At 68.3% G+C, this 16,353-nt stretch carries 16 protein-coding genes and 1 other RNA gene; 10 read left to right on the top strand and 7 right to left on the bottom strand.

What is annotated here, in order from left to right; all coding sequences use genetic code 11:
- Positions 1–6: 6 nt before the first annotated feature.
- The 4 genes from AC06FA_RS04725 to AC06FA_RS04740 form a co-directional block, all read right to left on the bottom strand.
- Complete coding sequence (locus AC06FA_RS04725) at positions 7–1,392, bottom strand: FAD-binding oxidoreductase (protein WP_478067339.1); 1,386 nt, start codon at positions 1,390–1,392, stop codon at positions 7–9.
- The gene (locus AC06FA_RS04730) at positions 1,389–1,967 is read right to left on the bottom strand and encodes a metal-dependent hydrolase (RefSeq protein WP_478067340.1); all 579 of its coding nucleotides are present in this window, start codon (positions 1,965–1,967) and stop codon (positions 1,389–1,391) included. The genes AC06FA_RS04725 and AC06FA_RS04730 overlap by 4 nt, the downstream gene beginning before the upstream one ends.
- A 110-nt stretch (positions 1,968–2,077) precedes the next feature.
- Positions 2,078–2,446: a YraN family protein gene (locus tag AC06FA_RS04735; protein WP_478067341.1), complete on the bottom strand. Its 369-nt coding sequence runs from the start codon at positions 2,444–2,446 to the stop codon at positions 2,078–2,080.
- The gene (locus tag AC06FA_RS04740) at positions 2,436–4,157 is read right to left on the bottom strand and encodes a penicillin-binding protein activator (protein WP_478067342.1); all 1,722 of its coding nucleotides are present in this window, start codon (positions 4,155–4,157) and stop codon (positions 2,436–2,438) included. Before AC06FA_RS04740 ends, AC06FA_RS04735 begins: the two co-directional genes overlap by 11 nt.
- An 81-nt stretch (positions 4,158–4,238) precedes the next feature.
- On the opposite strand from AC06FA_RS04740, the gene rsmI reads away from it, so the two are divergent.
- Complete coding sequence (gene rsmI / locus AC06FA_RS04745; RefSeq protein WP_478067343.1) at positions 4,239–5,057, top strand: 16S rRNA (cytidine(1402)-2'-O)-methyltransferase; 819 nt, start codon at positions 4,239–4,241, stop codon at positions 5,055–5,057.
- Positions 5,058–5,130: 73 nt separating this feature from the next.
- Here rsmI and AC06FA_RS04750 read toward each other — a convergent pair whose 3' ends face one another.
- A complete protein-coding gene (locus tag AC06FA_RS04750) occupies positions 5,131–5,643 on the bottom strand; it encodes a nucleotidyl transferase AbiEii/AbiGii toxin family protein (RefSeq protein ID WP_478067344.1) in 513 nt (170 codons plus the stop codon).
- The gene (locus AC06FA_RS04755; protein WP_478067345.1) at positions 5,640–6,242 is read right to left on the bottom strand and encodes a type IV toxin-antitoxin system AbiEi family antitoxin domain-containing protein; all 603 of its coding nucleotides are present in this window, start codon (positions 6,240–6,242) and stop codon (positions 5,640–5,642) included. The genes AC06FA_RS04750 and AC06FA_RS04755 overlap by 4 nt, the downstream gene beginning before the upstream one ends.
- A gap of 156 nt (positions 6,243–6,398) precedes the next feature.
- Between AC06FA_RS04755 and AC06FA_RS04760 the strand changes: the two genes are divergently transcribed.
- Both AC06FA_RS04760 and rnpB read left to right on the top strand, forming a co-directional pair.
- Entirely contained in the window at positions 6,399–7,181 is a 783-nt protein-coding gene (locus AC06FA_RS04760; protein ID WP_478067346.1) for a PDZ domain-containing protein, read from the top strand.
- Positions 7,182–7,265: 84 nt separating this feature from the next.
- Positions 7,266–7,617, top strand: an RNA gene (rnpB, locus tag AC06FA_RS04765) — RNase P RNA component class A.
- Between the two features lie 131 nt (positions 7,618–7,748).
- Here rnpB and AC06FA_RS04770 read toward each other — a convergent pair.
- Positions 7,749–8,525: an NRDE family protein gene (locus AC06FA_RS04770; RefSeq protein WP_478067347.1), complete on the bottom strand. Its 777-nt coding sequence runs from the start codon at positions 8,523–8,525 to the stop codon at positions 7,749–7,751.
- A 323-nt stretch (positions 8,526–8,848) separates the two neighbouring features.
- On the opposite strand from AC06FA_RS04770, the gene mraZ reads away from it, so the two are divergent.
- From mraZ to mraY, 7 genes are read left to right on the top strand one after another with little or no spacing between them, the layout of a single operon-like run.
- A complete protein-coding gene (gene mraZ, locus AC06FA_RS04775) occupies positions 8,849–9,295 on the top strand; it encodes a division/cell wall cluster transcriptional repressor MraZ (RefSeq protein ID WP_004143635.1) in 447 nt (148 codons plus the stop codon).
- 14 nt (positions 9,296–9,309) lie between these two features.
- The gene (gene rsmH, locus AC06FA_RS04780) at positions 9,310–10,278 is read left to right on the top strand and encodes a 16S rRNA (cytosine(1402)-N(4))-methyltransferase RsmH (RefSeq protein WP_478067348.1); all 969 of its coding nucleotides are present in this window, start codon (positions 9,310–9,312) and stop codon (positions 10,276–10,278) included.
- Positions 10,275–10,538, top strand: a complete 264-nt coding sequence (gene ftsL / locus AC06FA_RS04785; RefSeq protein ID WP_108748523.1) for a cell division protein FtsL — start codon at positions 10,275–10,277, stop codon at positions 10,536–10,538. Before rsmH ends, ftsL begins: the two co-directional genes overlap by 4 nt.
- Positions 10,535–12,382, top strand: coding sequence for a peptidoglycan D,D-transpeptidase FtsI family protein (locus AC06FA_RS04790; protein WP_478067349.1), 1,848 nt, complete (start codon positions 10,535–10,537; stop codon positions 12,380–12,382). The genes ftsL and AC06FA_RS04790 overlap by 4 nt, the downstream gene beginning before the upstream one ends.
- A complete protein-coding gene (locus AC06FA_RS04795) occupies positions 12,379–13,887 on the top strand; it encodes a UDP-N-acetylmuramoyl-L-alanyl-D-glutamate--2,6-diaminopimelate ligase (RefSeq protein ID WP_478067350.1) in 1,509 nt (502 codons plus the stop codon). The genes AC06FA_RS04790 and AC06FA_RS04795 overlap by 4 nt, the downstream gene beginning before the upstream one ends.
- Positions 13,884–15,278: a UDP-N-acetylmuramoyl-tripeptide--D-alanyl-D-alanine ligase gene (locus tag AC06FA_RS04800; protein WP_478067351.1), complete on the top strand. Its 1,395-nt coding sequence runs from the start codon at positions 13,884–13,886 to the stop codon at positions 15,276–15,278. The genes AC06FA_RS04795 and AC06FA_RS04800 overlap by 4 nt, the downstream gene beginning before the upstream one ends.
- A complete protein-coding gene (mraY, locus tag AC06FA_RS04805) occupies positions 15,268–16,353 on the top strand; it encodes a phospho-N-acetylmuramoyl-pentapeptide-transferase (protein WP_108752178.1) in 1,086 nt (361 codons plus the stop codon). The genes AC06FA_RS04800 and mraY overlap by 11 nt, the downstream gene beginning before the upstream one ends.

The raw sequence follows: 16,353 nt of genomic DNA on the forward strand, positions 1-16,353 counted from the left end.
CGCACATTACTCCGGCGGCAATACCTTGCCCGGGTTGAGAATCCCATCGGGATCCAACGCAGCCTTGATCGCGCGCATCGTCGCCAGCGTGGCCGGGCTGAACGCCTGCGCCATGAAGTCACGCTTGGCCAGTCCAATGCCATGTTCACCCGACAAGGTGCCGCCCAGCGACAGTGTCAGTTCGAAGATCTTCGGCAGCGCGGCATGCGCGCGTGCGTTCTCGTCGGCGTCATCGGGGTGATAGAGGATGTTGACGTGCAGGTTGCCGTTGCCGGCATGGCCAAAGGTGACGATGGTCAGCGTGTACTCGCGCGCCAGCGCCTGCACCCCGGCCACCAGGTCCGGAATGCGCGACACCGGCACCACCACGTCTTCATTGATCTTGCCGGGCGCTACGGTGCGCAGCGCGGGCGACAACGCCTTGCGTGCGGCCCACAGTTGATCGCGCGCGCGGCCTTCCATCGCCACGTCCAGTTCGATCATGCCGTCGCCTTCAGCAGCGCTGGCCAGCGCCTGCAGCAGGTAGGGCAGGGTGTCGTGGTCGCCATCGGCTTCCACCAGCAGCATCGCGCCGGCTTCCGGTACCTCCGCACCATTCAAGCGCAGCAGCTCCAGGCTGCGTGCATCCATGAATTCCAGGCGCGTGGGCACTACCGGCTGCGACATCAGCCGCGACACCGCAGCGGCCGCAGCATCAGCATCGCGATACAGCACGCGCAGTCCGGCCTGGCTGACCGGCAGCGGGGTCAGCTTCAGGGTGGCTTCCACGATCAGCGCCAGCGTGCCTTCGCTGCCGACCAGCAGGTGGGTGAGGTCGTAGCCGGTGGAATCCTTGGTATAGGCGCCACCGCAGCGGATCACCTCGCCGCTGCCGGTTACGGCGACCAGTCCCAGCACGTTGTCGCGGCTGGTGCCGTACTTCACCGCGCGCGGGCCGCCGGCATTACAGGCCAGGTTGCCGCCCACGCTGCAGATCTCCGCGCTGGAAGGATCGGGCGCCCAGAACAGGCCATGCGGCGCCAGTGCCTGCTGCAGGGTGCCATTGAGCACTCCCGGCTGCACCACGGCGCAGCGGTCGCCGGCACGGATCTCGACGATGCGGTCCATGCGGGTGAACGACAGTACGATGCTGCCCGGCAGCGGCACGGCCGCACCGGTGGTGCCAGTGCCCGCGCCGCGCGCGACCAGTGCCACGTGATGTGCACGGCACACGCGCACCAGTGCCTGTACCTGTTCAACATTGGCGGGCAGCGCGACGGCGGCAGGGCGCTGGTGGCGCCACGAGTTGTCCTGCGCGTTTGCCTCCAGCGCGTTGTCATCCATGCGCCAGCCCTCCGTGCCCAGCAGGGCGGACAGTTCGGCAACCAGGGCGGTGGGCAGGGCAGTACTCATGACGGTTCTCGCGGGACAGCAGGGGCAGGTTGGATCAGTTTCCAGGCGATAACCGCACCGGCCAGCGGCAGCCATACCCAGCGCAGTTCCGACAGCAGCGTGGCCAGGCCACGTGCGCTGAAGAACTGCGGGGCGAAGGGCGATACGCGGATCGGCCGCCACGGCGCGAAGAAGCGGTGTTCGCTCCACGGCCAGGCCAGGGCAACACCCAGGCCGCCGGAAGTCATCGCGTCGAGCAGGGGATGGCTGGCCGCGCAGACGAAGACGAACGCTATCGCCTGCACGGTGGATACCAACGTTGGCCCCCGCTGGGTAGGTGCCAACCTTGGTTGGCACAGGAGGCACCACAACGCTGCCAACACCGCCAATACCCCGGCAAACAACAGCGAATGGCTGGCCCCGCGATGGCCGAACGCATTGGCATAGGGAATGTGCAGGGCGAACGCCAGCACATCGGCGTCGGGCAGCATTGCCGCGACCACGCCGGCGGCCAGCAGCCACGGTGGAATGCGGCCGCGATCGGCGGCGCACCACAATGCCAGCGGCACCGCGGCATGGGTAATGATCGAAGGCATCAGTCACGCACCATCGTAGTGTCGGCCAGGCTGCGCTCTGGTAGGTGCCAACCTTGGTTGGCACAGAAGCGCCGACCAAGGTCGGCCACTACCAAAGCAAACGGTACCCATCAGCAATCATCCAACCGGAAGGCGTCGCGCAGCCACCGCAGTTGCGGCGGCTCGCCCGTGGCTTCCACTACATCGAAACGGCAGGGCGCATTGGCCAGGGCAGGGTGGTCCTGCAGGTAGAGCTGCGCGGCATGGGCCAGGCGTCGGCATTTGCGCGCATCGATGGAAGCGGCACCGCCACCGAAGTCCGAACGCGCGCGGTAGCGCACTTCCACGAACACCACGGTGCCGGCGTCCTCCATCACCAGGTCCAGTTCACCGCCGCGATAACGCACGTTGCGTGCGCGCGGCAATAAACCGGCCTGTTGCAGGTGCTGCTCGGCGGCGGCTTCCACCGCCGAGCCCCGTTGCAGGTGCTCAGCGACCACCGGCGATCGGCATCGGGCGGCCACCGCTGAAGGTGGACCACGCCGGCTGGCGCAGGATGTTGCCATTGCTGTCCAGGTACAGCGTGCCGGTGGCGCCATCCAGGCCGCCTTCGTTGGACAGCTTTTCCAGGTAGGCGCTGATTTTCCAGGCATCGGCGCCGAAGGCGAACAGGCGGCTGGCCGCACCGCGCGCGCTGGGCAGCGTCTGCGCCACCTGCGCGGCCGACGGCAGGCCGGACACGCTGCGCACGTTCCAGGCTTCGTTCGGGTAGATGATGCCGTCCAGCGCCACGTCTTCCTCCACCTTGCCGCTGCCGGTGGTCAGCTGCGAGGTGCCCACGCGGGTGGCGCCACCGGCACCGGCCAGGGCCAGCTGCGGGGCCAGCAGGCGGGCCTGCGGCGCACGCACGGCCAGGAACACGGCATCGACCTGGCCCGCATTGCGGACCTGTGCGCCCACATCACCCACTGCGTCGCTGATGCTGACGGTGGCGGCAACCGTGCCACCGCGCTGGGCGAAGCGCTGCGCGAAGGCGGCGGCGGCGCGGCGGCCGGTGTCGTCACTGCTGTTGATCACCAGCGCCTTGCTGCGCTCGCGGCCACGCAGGTATTCGGCGGCGACGATGCCATCGTCTTCCGGCGCCAGCGAGAACCCGGCGCTGCCGGCCGGCGGCGCGTCCTTGCCGCGGTTCAGGCCCAGCACCGGCACTGGCAGCTGCGCGCGGCCGTACACCGCGTCCACCTCGTCGCGACCCAGCGGGCCAACCACGAAGTCGACGCCCGAGGCGACCGCCTTGTCATAGGCGGCCAGGGCGCCGGCCGGGGTGCCGGCGGTATCGAAGAAGTTGATTTCCGGGCGGCGCCGGCTTTCGCCGTAGTACGCGGCCAGCAGGCCATCACGCACCGGCTGCGCAGCGGTGGCGAGGCGGCCACTGAGCGGCAGCAGCACGGCCATCTTCGCCGGCGGACGGTAGCCATCGCTCATGGCCGGCGGGCGCTTGCTGGTGTCGAACTGGGCTGCGCCGTCGCGGTCGAACGGGCGCGGCAGCGGCAGGCCGCGCGCAATCAGGGCGCGGCCGGCGAAGTTGTACAGCGGGTCGTTGGCCGGCAGCGCGGCGGCGCGGCTGCGCAGGGTGGCATCGTCGAGCGTGCCCAGCAGACCGGCGATCGCGGCCTGGTTCTCGTTGCGGGCGGTGCCGGTCAGCCCGGCATGGGCGCGGGCACGCTCGGTGGCGGCGGCGAAGCTGTCACCGCTGGCCTGCAGGGCGCTGGCGCGGGCCAGGTACCAACGGGTGCGCAGGCTGGGGTGCACGCTGTCGCCGTGCTCCTTCAGCAGGGCCAGGGCCTGCGCCGGCTGCTTGTCGGCCAGTGCCAGCTCGGCGCTGGTCAGCTGGAAGCGCTGCAGGCTGGCACCGCTCAGCTGGCGGGCGGTCAGCTGGCCCAGCAGGCTGCGCGCGCGGGCGCTGTCACCGGCCAGGTGCCAGGCCCAGGCCGCGTCGGCCAGGGTGTTGCTGCGGGCGGTGCCGCGCAGGGTCGCGGCCTGCGCTTCCAGCTGCAGGGCGGCGTCGCGCGGCTTGCCCTGTTCAATCAGCGCCAGCGCCTGGCTCTGGGCCGGCGATTCAGGGGCGCTGGTCAGGCTGGTGGTGGCACAACCGGCCAGCAGCATCAGCGAGAGCGACAGGGCGGAGATCCGTGCGGCGGGCTTGTTCATGATCGGGTCCATGCGATGAGGGCAGCGGCCTTGGCCAGGTACACGCTACGATTCTACCCTTGCCCCGTGAGTACCGCTGAAATGAGTGTGCCAACCCTGTACGTCGTCGCCACGCCGATCGGCAACCTGGCCGATCTGAGCCCGCGCGCGCAGGAGGTGCTGCGCTCGGTGGCGGCCATCTGTGCCGAAGACACCCGCCGCAGCGGCCAGCTGCTGTCCCATTTCGGCATCCAGCAGCCGCTGGTGGCCCTGCATGAACACAATGAAGAGGCCCTGGCGCAGCGCCTGGTGTCGCGGCTGCAGGCCGGTGAATCGCTGGCACTGGTCAGCGATGCCGGCACCCCGCTGGTCAGCGACCCCGGCTTCCGCCTGGTGCGCGCGGCCCGTGCGGCCGGCATCAAGGTCAGCCCCATTCCGGGCGCCTGCGCCGCCATTGCCGCGCTGAGCGTGGCCGGCCTGCCCAGCGACCGCTTCAGTTTCGAAGGCTTCCTGCCGGCCAAGGCCAGCGGCCGCCGCGACCGCCTGCAGGCGCTGGCCGGTGAAGTGCGCACGATGGTGTTCTATGAATCCTCGCACCGCATCGCCGAATCGCTGGCCGACATGGCCGCGATCTTCGGCGGCGAGCGCCCGGCAGTGCTGGCGCGCGAACTGACCAAGCTTTTCGAAACCGTGCTCGATGGCGATCTGGCCAGCCTGCTGGCGCGGGTGGAAGCCGACGACAACCAGCGCAAGGGCGAGTTCGTGGTGATGGTGCAGGGCGCCGGCGATGATGAAGAAGCCAAGCTGGCCGAGGGGCGCCGGGTCTACGCCAAGCTGAGCGAGCACCTGCCGCCGTCCACCGCCGCCAAGCTGGCCGCCGAGCTGACCGGCGCCCCGCGCAAGGCATTGTACGGCCGGTAGCGCCGGGCCATGCCCGGCGAGCGCGTAGCGCGGCGGGAATGAAGGATCTCCGATCCCAGCAGGGGCTCCGACCTCACGCGCCGGGGCGTCCCTGCATGCGCAACGCGAGGACGAAGGCGCTGATTTCAGCTATGACAACGTCCAGGGGCGGTGCCTGCAGGCGATTCCGGCGCAGGAAGGCTCTCCACTGTGCCTGCTTCTGGACCATGCGCAATCCCTGGTAGTGGGAGCCTTCGCGTATCGCGTCGATAGCCACCGAGGCCGTGTCGAACTGCAAGCCATCGTCCAGCTCGATCGCACATAGATCGTGCACGATCCGCATGAGCTGCTGCGGGTCAGCCGCTCCATGCCCCAGGAAGTCGGCGTCGCGGGTCGGTCGATGGGGTGCGTCGAACCAGATCGCAAAGAGCATCGCGCCCTTCAGCAGGAACTGCTGCTGGTAGCGGGACATCGACAACCGGTACAGCAGGCGCTCTACCGCGAAGCGATCAAGGACGAACTGGAACTCTTCGTCGCGCTCGCGGGCGCGGTCACGCAGCCGCTGCCGTAGGGAGCGGATGCGGTCTGACGAGGGCGTGGAGGTCATGCCAGTGCTTCAAGGTACGGACGCATCAGTCTGGCAACGCGGCACCGGCGTGCATACAACCACAGCTCATCGGCGGTGGTCGCGCCCTCGCGCAGCGCGTCCCGCAGCGCTTCGATGGCAACGTCCATCCCCACCAGATTCCGGTACTTGAAGCAGTCGGCAACGGTTTTGGCCACGCACGTCGTGCGCATCGACCGCGGTCCGGCCGGTAGGGGCTCCAGCCCCGCCTCCAGTGTCTTTTCCGACATGCGGACAACACGTAGCGGCGGCCAGTCGATACGGGGAGCACGATCCTTGTTGCCAATGGCAATCCAGACCTCGAACGGGTTCTGGGTGGTCAGGCCGTGCTGGCGCAAGGCGCTCAGCAGGCACAACCGCGGCGAAGCCGAGCGCGCTGCGACAACCTGCAGCCCGTCTTGCTCGTCCACCGGATCCTGGTCCGGCAGGACGTAGACGCCTCGGGACAGTCGCTGCAGGTCGCCAGCAGCGACCAGACGTGACAGCTGCGCGCGGGCAACCCCAGCGCGCACCAGATCGCGCGAGCGTGCCGCGCCCGTTCGCTGGATCAAGGCCTTTGCAAGGGCAAGCGGGTCCGTCATGCGCGGAGTGTTCCATAGTGCAGGTGATAAGTGAACAAATACCGACATTATGGAACGGCGCTAAGATGCGGGGTTCCGGGGGCAGGCCGCCAGGGCTGCAAACCGGGTCGGATCCCCGAAGGGGCTCCGGCCCGTCCCCTTCAAGGAGGAATGAGGATGTTGGCAATTGCACTGCCCCTGCTGCTGGCCGTGGCCGGCACAAGCGAGCCCATGAGCGAAGCGGACCTCGGCCCGGAGTATGTCGGCTACGCGCTGTTCGATCCGGGGCTGGTGGAATTCAAGCGGCTGCAGTCGGCCGGCCATTACGGCAGGTACCTGACCTACCGTATGGCACGCGACGCGCTGGAGAACTACGACGCGTGTCTGCAGGGCGACGCCGGCAACCGCGTACAGATCGAGGCGGCCTACCAGCAGTTGGTGGATAGCCAGCAGCGCCATGTCAGTGCGGCGCAGTGGCGCGAGCTGCAGCAGGCCCTGCGCGCGGCGCGCACGCGGGTGCCTGAGCGTACGCCATGGGAATGTGCCGGGTTCGTGGACAACGCGCCCTATTTCGATGCGGCGCTGGACGATGCCCTGCTGGGCGCCGCCGAGCTGGCGCGCGAGAAGGCCGGGGAAGGGGAGACGCGCAGCGATGCGCTGCGTCCTGTCCTCGGCGTTCAGATGGGTGGGCCGGCCTTGATCGAGTCCGAGCCTGGCCCAGGCCCGGCCCGCCGGGCGGGCCTGCGCATGGGCGATGAAGTGTTGGCGGTGGCAGGGACCCGGGTGAAAACCGTGTTCGGTGTCGGCCAGGCGTTGAAATCCCATGCGCCGGGCGACCGTGTGGACGTGCGCGTGCGACGTACGGAGTGGAACGGCTCGCAGCCACAGGTGCGCGAACTGACAGTGGTGGTGGAGCTGGAGTCGCGGGCGGCGGTGATGGCGCAGGAGAAGGGCCGGTAGATCCACGCCACGCATGGAATAAAGCGCCGCATGCCGCGATCAACCCGGCAGGAAGGCCGCGCGTAAGCTAGAATGTGCGCTGGCGGAGTCGGCCAGACAGTCGCGTCATCCCTTCGGGGGTGCCGAGGAAAGTCCGGGCTCCATAGGGCAAGGTGCCAGGTAACGCCTGGGCGGCGCAAGCCGACGGAAAGTGCAACAGAAAGATACCGCCTACGTCTTCTTCGGAAGGCCGGTAAGGGTGAAATGGTGCGGTAAGAGCGCACCGCGAGTCTGGCAACAGACCGGCACGGCAAACCCCACCTGGAGCAAGACCAAATAGGGATCCTTTGGCGCGGCCCGCGTTGGATCCGGGTAGGTTGCTTGAGCGTTGCGGTGACGTAACGCCTAGAGGAATGACTGTCCACGACAGAACCCGGCTTATCGGCCGGCTCCGCCTCCTTTTTCGAGCGGCGTATCCACGCATGGCGTGGATCTACTGGGCACGTTCACGCATGGCGTGGATCTACCACGCACGCCCACGCATGGCGTGGATCTACCGGGCGTGCAGTCGAGCAAGCTCGACTCTACCTAGAATGTGACGCGGCTTTCGCCGAGGAACGCGCCCTGCGCGCCGAAGCGGCGCTCGTGCATCTGGCCATGCCCGTCGTGGTCGATCAGCAGCACAGTGCTGGCGCGGGTGCCGTAGTCGTCACCGCGGATGAAGGCCGGGCTCAGCCAGCGTTCGCGCTCCAGGCCGATGCCGGTGTCGGGCAGGTCGCTGTCGGCCGGGCGGTGTTCGTCGGCCAGGGCATTCCAGAGTGGGGTCAGAGCCCTTTCGCGTTGCGAAAGGGATCCGCCCCCTTCTTCTTGCAGCCACGCCGAGAGCGCGGCCATCAGTCGCCGGGTCTTCGGCCACGGGGCGTCCAGGGCGCCGTTGGACATGCCATGCACGCCGGCCTCCAGGGTCTGCCGTTCGGCGGGGTGGTTGCCCAGGTACTCCAGGGTCTGGCCGTCGGCCAGCAGCAGGTTGAACGGCGCGTAGGCACCGGCCACGGCGGCCAGCCGGTCCATGTGCGCGCCCGCGGGATCGCGCCCGCGCAGGAAATCGGCCACCAGCGCGCCGCGCGAGGGGCCGCTCTGTGCCGCCAGCGGGTCGCGCACGTTGGTGACCACGGCCATGCGGCCGGTCGCACCCACCCCGGCCCAGCCACCACCCGAGCGCAGGTCGCGCCCGCCGAGGATCGCCGGTTCGTTTTCCCAGGGGGCCAGCGCCGCCGTCGGGCGGGCGTGGAACTCATCGCGGTTGCCGACCATCACCAACCGCCAGTGCGGGTGCTGAAGCCAGCCAAGAGCAAGCAGGCACATGGCGTCATTGTGCCCGGTTTGCGCAGTCTGTCGCCGCTTTCAGCGCGTTCCGGATGAATGCGCGGCCAATGTTTCACGCCGTCTACACGCCCCTGAACTTCGGTTCAATCTCAAAAATTGAGACGGATCAGCAACTTGTGGATAAGCCTTGAACAATTCTCTAAACATTGCTGCAAGCCATTGATGCGGCAGGCGATTTCCCTGCTGAAAAGTTGTTGACAACCCTTGGCCCGCTGCTAAGGTGGGCATCAGAGGGAAATCCGGGTGTTTTGTGGGTTTTCGTGGTTCAATGTTTCACCGGGCGAAGGAAGGGTGCACGCGTCGTGTTCCAGGGCGAGACGGCCATCACAGTTGACGACAAAGGACGCATGGCGGTTCCCACCGCCTACCGCGACCTGGTCGCGCGTGCCAGCAACAACCGTCTTGTCCTGACCTACAACCCGTTCGAAGCCGGCTGCCTGTGGCTGTACGCCGAGTCGGAATGGGAACGGGTCCGCGACGATGTGATGTCCAAACCCAACACCCAGCGCGTCGTGCGCCTGTTGCAGCAGAAGCTGGTCGGCTCGGCCGCCCACCTCGAGCTGGACGGCAACGGTCGAATCAGCATTCCCGCCAGCCACCGCGGTGCGGTGGGCATTGAAAAGAAGGCGGTATTGCTCGGTATGGGCGACAAGTTTGAATTGTGGAGCGAGCAGGCGCATCGGGCCCTGATCCAGCAGACATTGTCTGACGAGGATCTGGGTGATGGGCTTCTCGACCTGAAGTTGTGAGCCGGGGTGCCCGGATGCGCCCAGAAGCGCAGACCGGTCACCTTCCGGTGTCGCAGTCGCCGGCGGTGCACCTGCCGGTCCTGTACACCCAGGTCATCGAAGGCCTGAGGGTGATCGAAAACGGACGTTATCTGGATGGCACGTTCGGTCGTGGCGGTCATGCACGTGGCGTGCTTTCCCAGCTCGGTCCCGAGGGGCGCCTGCTGGTCATGGACAAGGATCCGGAAGCCATTGCCGTAGCCGAGCGCGATTTCGCGCCGGACCCGCGCGTGTCCATCTTCCGTGGCAGCTTCGCCCAGCTGCTGCAGTGGAACGAGACGGCCGAAGGCCTGGACGGCGTGCTGTTCGACCTGGGCGTGTCTTCGCCGCAGCTGGACGTGGCCGAGCGCGGTTTCAGCTTCGGCAAGGACGGACCGCTGGACATGCGCATGGACCCGGACAGCGGTGAAAGCGCCGCGCAGTGGATCAACCGCGTGGAAGATCGCGAGATCGCCGACGTGCTGTGGACCTACGGCGAAGAGCGGCAGAGCCGCCGCATCGCCCGTGCCATCGTGGCCCGCCGCGAGAAGCAGCCGTTCACCCGCACCGCCGAACTGGCCGAGCTGATCGCCTCGGTGATGCCGCGTGGAAAAGACAAGATCCACCCGGCCACGCGCAGCTTCCAGGCCATCCGCATCCACATCAACCGCGAGCTGGCCGATCTGGAAGCCGGCCTGGATGCGGCCGTGGAACGCCTCAAGCCCGGTGGCCGTCTGGCGGTGATCAGCTTCCACTCGCTGGAAGACCGCATCGTCAAGCAGTACATGAACCGCCTGGCCAAGGCGCCGCCGGCCAACCGCCGCCTGCCCGAAGCCGAGGTGTTCGTGCCGACCCTGGATCTGATCGGCGGCGCCATCAAGGCCACCGACGAAGAACTGGCCGCCAACCCGCGTGCCCGCAGCGCCGTGCTGCGCGTGGCGCAGAAGCGGGAGGCCGATGCATGAGCCGGCTGCTGCTGATCATCCTGTTGGCCTGCACCGTGGCCTCGGCGATCGGCGTCGTGTTCGTGCGTCACCGTCACCGGCAGACGTTCATCGAGCTGTCGCGCGCTGAGCGCACGCGCGATGACATCAACCTGGAGTTCGGCCGCCTGCAGCTGGAACAGGCCACCCTGGCCGAGGCCAACCGGGTGGACCGCATCGCGCGCGAAAAGCTCGGCATGAAGTTCCCTGAAGCCGCCGACGTGGTGGTGGTGCGCCCATGAGCAAGACCGGCCGCAACCGCCCGCGCAACGCCTTCAACCTGCGCCAGCGCCTGCGCTGGGTGGCCCTGGCGCTCGGCCTGTGCTCGGTCTCGCTGGTCGGCCGCGCCGCCTACGTGCAGATCGTCAACGCCGATTTCTACCAGCGCCAGGGCGAGGCCCGCTACCTGCGCGAGCTGCCGATCAAGACCTCGCGCGGCATGATCACCGACCGCAACGGCGAACCGCTGGCGGTGTCGACCCCGGTCGCCTCGATCTGGGTGAACCCGCAGGACCTGCTGCGTTCGCCCGAGCGCATTCCCGAACTGGCCCAGGCCGTGGGCATGTCGGTGGACGAGCTGAGCAGCCGCCTGTCGCAGAAGTCGGACAAGGAATTCATGTACCTGCGCCGTCGGATCAATCCGGACGAAGCAGAGAAGGTGGTGGCGCTGAAGATTCCCGGCGTGGCCGCACAGCGCGAGTTCCGCCGCTTCTACCCGCAGGGTGAGGCGATGGCGCATGTGCTGGGCTTCACCAACATCGACGACCGCGGCCAGGAAGGGCTGGAGCTGGCCTTCGACGAATGGCTGCGCGGCAAGGCCGGTGCCAAGCGGGTGATCCGCAACCGCAAGGGCGAAACGGTGGAAAGCGATCTGCTGCGCGCCGCCGAGCCGGGCAAGGACCTGACCCTCAGCATCGATCGCCGCATCCAGTACCTGGCGTACAAGGAACTGCGCAACGCGCTGGTGGCCAACAAGGCGGCCGGCGGTTCGATGGTGATCATGGACGTGGCCACCGGCGAGATCCTGGCCATGGTCAACCTGCCGACCTACAACCCGAACTCGCTGACCGGCGCGGTGCCCGACACGCGCCGCAACCGCGCGGTGACCGACCTGGTCGAGCCGGGTTCGACGATGAAGCCGCTGACCATTGCCACCGCGCTGCAGGCCGGCGTGGTGACCAAGGACACCGTCATCGACACCAACCCGGGTTACATGACCCTGGGCCGCTTCACCATCCGCGACGTGCCGCGCAACAACGGCGTGCTCAACGTGACCGGCGTGATCACCCGCAGTTCGAACGTGGGTGCAGCCAAGGTCGCGGCCAAGCTGCCCGACCAGACCTTCTACGATTCGATCCGCAGCTTCGGCTACGGCTCGGCACCGCACAGCGGCTTCCCGGGTGAATCGGGCGGCGTGGTGCTGCGCCCGGCGCGCTGGTCGGGTACGTCCAAGACCACCATGTCCTACGGCTACGGCCTGTCGGTCACCCCGCTGCAGATCGCCACCGCTTACTCGGCCCTGGCCAACGGCGGCAAGCTGATCGCGCCGACCTTCGTCAAGGGCCAGCGCAACGAAGGCAAGCAGATCATCGATCCGGCGGTGGCCAAGGAAGTGGTGGCCATGATGGAAACCGTGGTGACCCAGGGCGGCGCCAAGCAGGCGGCGGTGCTGGGCTACCACGTGGCCGGCAAGACCGGTACGGCGCGCAAGGCCGGCCCCGGTGGCTACGAGCGCGGCCACTACAACGCGCTGTTCGCCGGCGTGGTGCCTGCCACCAGCCCGCGCTTCGCCACGGTCATCGTCATCAACGATCCGCAGGCCGGCAAGTTCTACGGCGGCCTGGTGTCGGCGCCGGTGTACCACAACGTGATGGAAGGCACCCTGCGGCTGATGGATGTGCCGCTGGATGACCTGCAGTCCTGGCTGGCCGCCCAGCAGTCCGGAAAGATGGGGCACTCGGCCTCGATCCTGCCGGCGCCGCCGGCGGAAACCGCACTGCCGGCCGATGCCGCCGCCGAATTCGACGCCGCGCTGCCCAGCGCGCAGACCCATGTGCCGGCCCCGCCCGCGGGAGGCACGCAATGAGCCCTTCGATGTTGCTTTCGCAGTTGCTTCCCGACGTTGCCCTGGCCGGGCACGACCCCGTTCTGACCGGCCTGGTGCTGGACAGCCGTGCCGTGCGCCCCGGCAATGCCTTCGTGGCGATCGCCGGTTTCGGCGCCCATGGCCTGGGCTTCGTGGAACAGGCCCGTGCCGCCGGTGCCAGTGCCATCCTGTTTGAACCGCCGGCCCCGGCCGAGCTGCCGGCGCCGGCCGATGCCATCGCAGTGCCCGGTCTGCGCGCCCGCCTGGGCGCGATGGCCGACCAGTTCCATGGCGCGCCGTCGCGCGCGATGACCATGGTGGGCGTGACCGGTACCAACGGCAAAACCTCCACCGTGCAGCTGCTGGCCCAGGCCTGGCACCTGCTCGGCACGCCCAGTGGAAGTATCGGCACGCTGGGTGCCGGTCTTTATGGCGCGGTGGAACCGACCGGCTTCACCACCCCGCTGGTGCTGCAGATGCATGCGCTGCTGGCGCAGCTGCGCGCCGATGGTGCGCAGGCCGTGGCGATGGAAGTCAGCTCGCACGCGCTCGACCAGGGCCGCGTGGACGCGGTGCACTACGACGTGGCGGTGTTCACCAACCTCACCCGCGACCATCTGGATTACCACGGTGACATGGCCAGCTACGGCGCGGCCAAGGCACGCCTGTTCCATCGCCCTGGCCTGAAGGCCGCGGTGGTGAACCTGGACGATGCGTTCGGTCGCCAGCTGTTCGCCGGCCTGCCCGCCGGTGTGCAGCCGATCGGCCTGAGTTCGCGTGGCGCCGAGGGCGCCCACGTGCGTGCCGAGGCACTGCAGCTGGATGGCCGTGGCATCGGCTTCGACCTGGTCATCGACGGTGCGCGCGCTGCGGTGCAGTCGCCGCTGCTGGGCCGCTTCAACGTGGACAACCTGCTGGCCTTGGCCGGCAGCCTGCATGCGCTGGGCCAGCCGCTGCAGCGCATTGCGGCGGTGTTGTCGGCGCTGCAGCCGATCCGCGGCCGCATGAACCGGCTGGGCGGCGAGAACGGCCTGCCCACCGTGGTGGTGGACTACGCACACACCCCCGACGCGCTGGAACAGGCGCTGGACAGCCTGCACGGCCACCTGCAGGGCACGCTGTACTGCGTGTTCGGCTGCGGTGGCGAGCGCGATACCGGCAAGCGCCCGCAGATGGCTGCCATCGCCGAGCGCCTGGCCAACCAGGTCATCGTCACCGACGACAACCCGCGCGGCGAAGACGGCGACCTGATCGTGGCCGATATCCTGGCGGGATTCACCGACGCCTCGGCCGTGACCGTGCAGCGCAGCCGCGCGCGGGCGATCGGCCTGGCGGTGAAGCGCGCCGGCGCGGGCGACATCATCCTGATCGCCGGCAAGGGCCACGAGCCCTACCAGGAAGTCAACGGCGTGCGCCACGACTTCGATGACACCGAAGTGTCGGCTGCCGCGCTGGCCGCCAAGGCCGGGGTTCTCAGCGCGCAGGCAGGGGAGGGCATCGCATGAAGCGCACCCTGCTTTCGCTGATCGCACACTGGGCCGGTGGCGAGATCCATGGTGACGACGTGGCCATCGATGCGGTCAGCAATGACACCCGCAGCCTCGGCGCCGGCAGCCTGTACGTGGCCCTGCGCGGCGAGCGTTTCGACGGCCATGACTTCGCCGCCGATGCGCACGCGCGCGGCGCCAGTGCGCTGCTGGTCGAGCGCCTGCTGCCGCTGGACGTGCCGCAGGTGCTGGTGGCCGACAGCGAGCTGGCCCTGGCGAAGATCGCTGCAGGCATGCAGCGCGACCGTGGCACCGAGGTGTTCGCGATCACCGGCAGCAACGGCAAGACCAGCGTGAAGAGCCTGCTGCTGTCGATCCTGCAGCAGGTGGCCGCGCACGCCCACAAGGTGGTCTATGCCAACCCCGGCAACCGCAACAACGAGATCGGGCTGCCGCTGGCGGTGATCGATGCGCCGGAGGATGCCGACTACGCCGTCTACGAGATGGGCGCCGGCAAGCCGGGCGACATCGCCTACCTGACCGACATCGCCCGCCCGCGCTACGCGCTGGTGAACAACATCGCACCGGCGCACCTGGAGCGCATGGGCAGCCTGCTCGGCGTGGCGGTCACCAAGGGCGCGATCTACGCGGCGCTGCCGGCCGATGGCGTGGCGGTGATCAACGTGGACGATGCCTACGGCCGCTGGTTCGAACAGCATTTCATCGGTACCCCGGCCCGTTGCCGGGTGCTGCGCTATGGCCTGGAGCACAGCGCCGACGTGACCGCGCGCGATATCCGCGCCGGTGCGCAGGGCAGCCAGTTCACCCTGGTGTCGCCGCAGGGCGAGGTGGGCGTGGTGCTGGGTCTGCCGGGCCGCCACAACATCAGCAATGCACTGGCAGCTGCCAGCCTGGCGCTGGGTGCAGGCATCGGCCTGGACCTGGTGGCTGCCGGCCTGGCCGCCGCGCAGCCGGTACCGGGCCGCCAGATCGCCCACACCCTGCACAGTGGTGCGGTGCTGGTCGATGACAGCTACAACGCCAACCCCGGTTCGCTGGCCGCGGCCATCGATGCCCTGGCCGCTGCGCCGGAAGAGGGTTGGCTGGTGCTGGGTGACATGCGCGAGCTGGGCCCCGATGCCGAGGCCCTGCACGCACAGGCCGGCCTGCGCGCGCGCGCGGCCGGTCTGAAGCGTCTGTACGCGCTGGGCCCGCTCAGCGCCGCCGCCGCGGTTGCCTTCGGTGAAGGTGGCCGCCATTTCGCCACCCATGATGCGCTGTCGAAGGCGCTGCAGGACGAGTTGCACGCTGGTGTGCGCTGCCTGGTCAAGGGTTCCCGTGGCAGTGCCATGGACCTGATCGTCAAAGCGCTGCTGGCGCAAGGAGAGGAATCCCCGCATGTTGTATGAACTGGCTCGATGGTTGCAGCAGTTGGAGAGCCTGTTCGGGCTGTTCAACTACCAGACCTTCCGCGCGATCCTGGCCGCGCTGACGGCGCTGTTCCTGTCGCTGTGGCTTGGCCCGGCGGTGATCCGCCGGCTGGCCCAGTTCAAGGGCGGCCAGCCGATCCGTACCGACGGCCCGCAGACCCATTTCTCCAAGGCCGGCACGCCCACCATGGGCGGTTCGCTGATCCTGCTCACCGTCACCCTGTCGGTGCTGATGTGGGCCGACCTGCGCAACCGCTACGTGTGGCTGGTGCTGGCCGTCATGCTGTGCTTCGGTGCCATCGGCTGGTATGACGACTGGATCAAGATCGTGCGCCGCGACCCGAACGGTCTGAAGTCGCGCTGGAAGTACCTGCTGCAGTCGATCTTCGGCCTGGCCGCGGGCATCTTCCTGTTCCAGACCGCCGATGTGCCGGCGGCGCTGACCTTCTACATCCCGATGTTCAAGTCGGTGGCGCTGCCGCTGGCCGGCATCGGCTTCGTGGCCATTGCCTATTTCTGGATCGTCGGCTTCTCCAATGCGGTGAACCTGACCGACGGCCTGGACGGCCTGGCGATCATGCCGACGGTGCTGGTGGCCTGTGCACTGGGCGTGTTCGCCTATGCCTCGGGCAACGTGGTGTTCGCCAACTACCTGCAGATTCCGCAGATTCCCGGCGCCGGTGAGCTGGTCATCATCTGCGCGGCCATTGCTGGCGCGGGCCTGGGCTTCCTCTGGTTCAACACCTATCCGGCCATGGTCTTCATGGGCGATATCGGCGCGCTGTCGCTGGGCGCGGTGCTGGGCACGATCGCCGTGATCACCCGCCAGGAGCTGGTGCTGGTGATCATGGGCGGCGTGTTCGTCATCGAAACGCTGTCGGTGATGATCCAGGTCGCCTCGTTCAAGCTGACCGGCAAGCGCGTGTTCCGCATGGCGCCCATCCACCACCACTTCGAACTGAAGGGCTGGCCCGAGCCGCGCGTGATCGTGCGCTTCTGGATCATCTCGGTGGTGCTGGTGCTGATCGGCCTGGCCACGTTGAAGGTGCGCTGA

The sequence above is a fragment of the Stenotrophomonas sp. Steno-C17 genome (assembly GCF_056393165.1).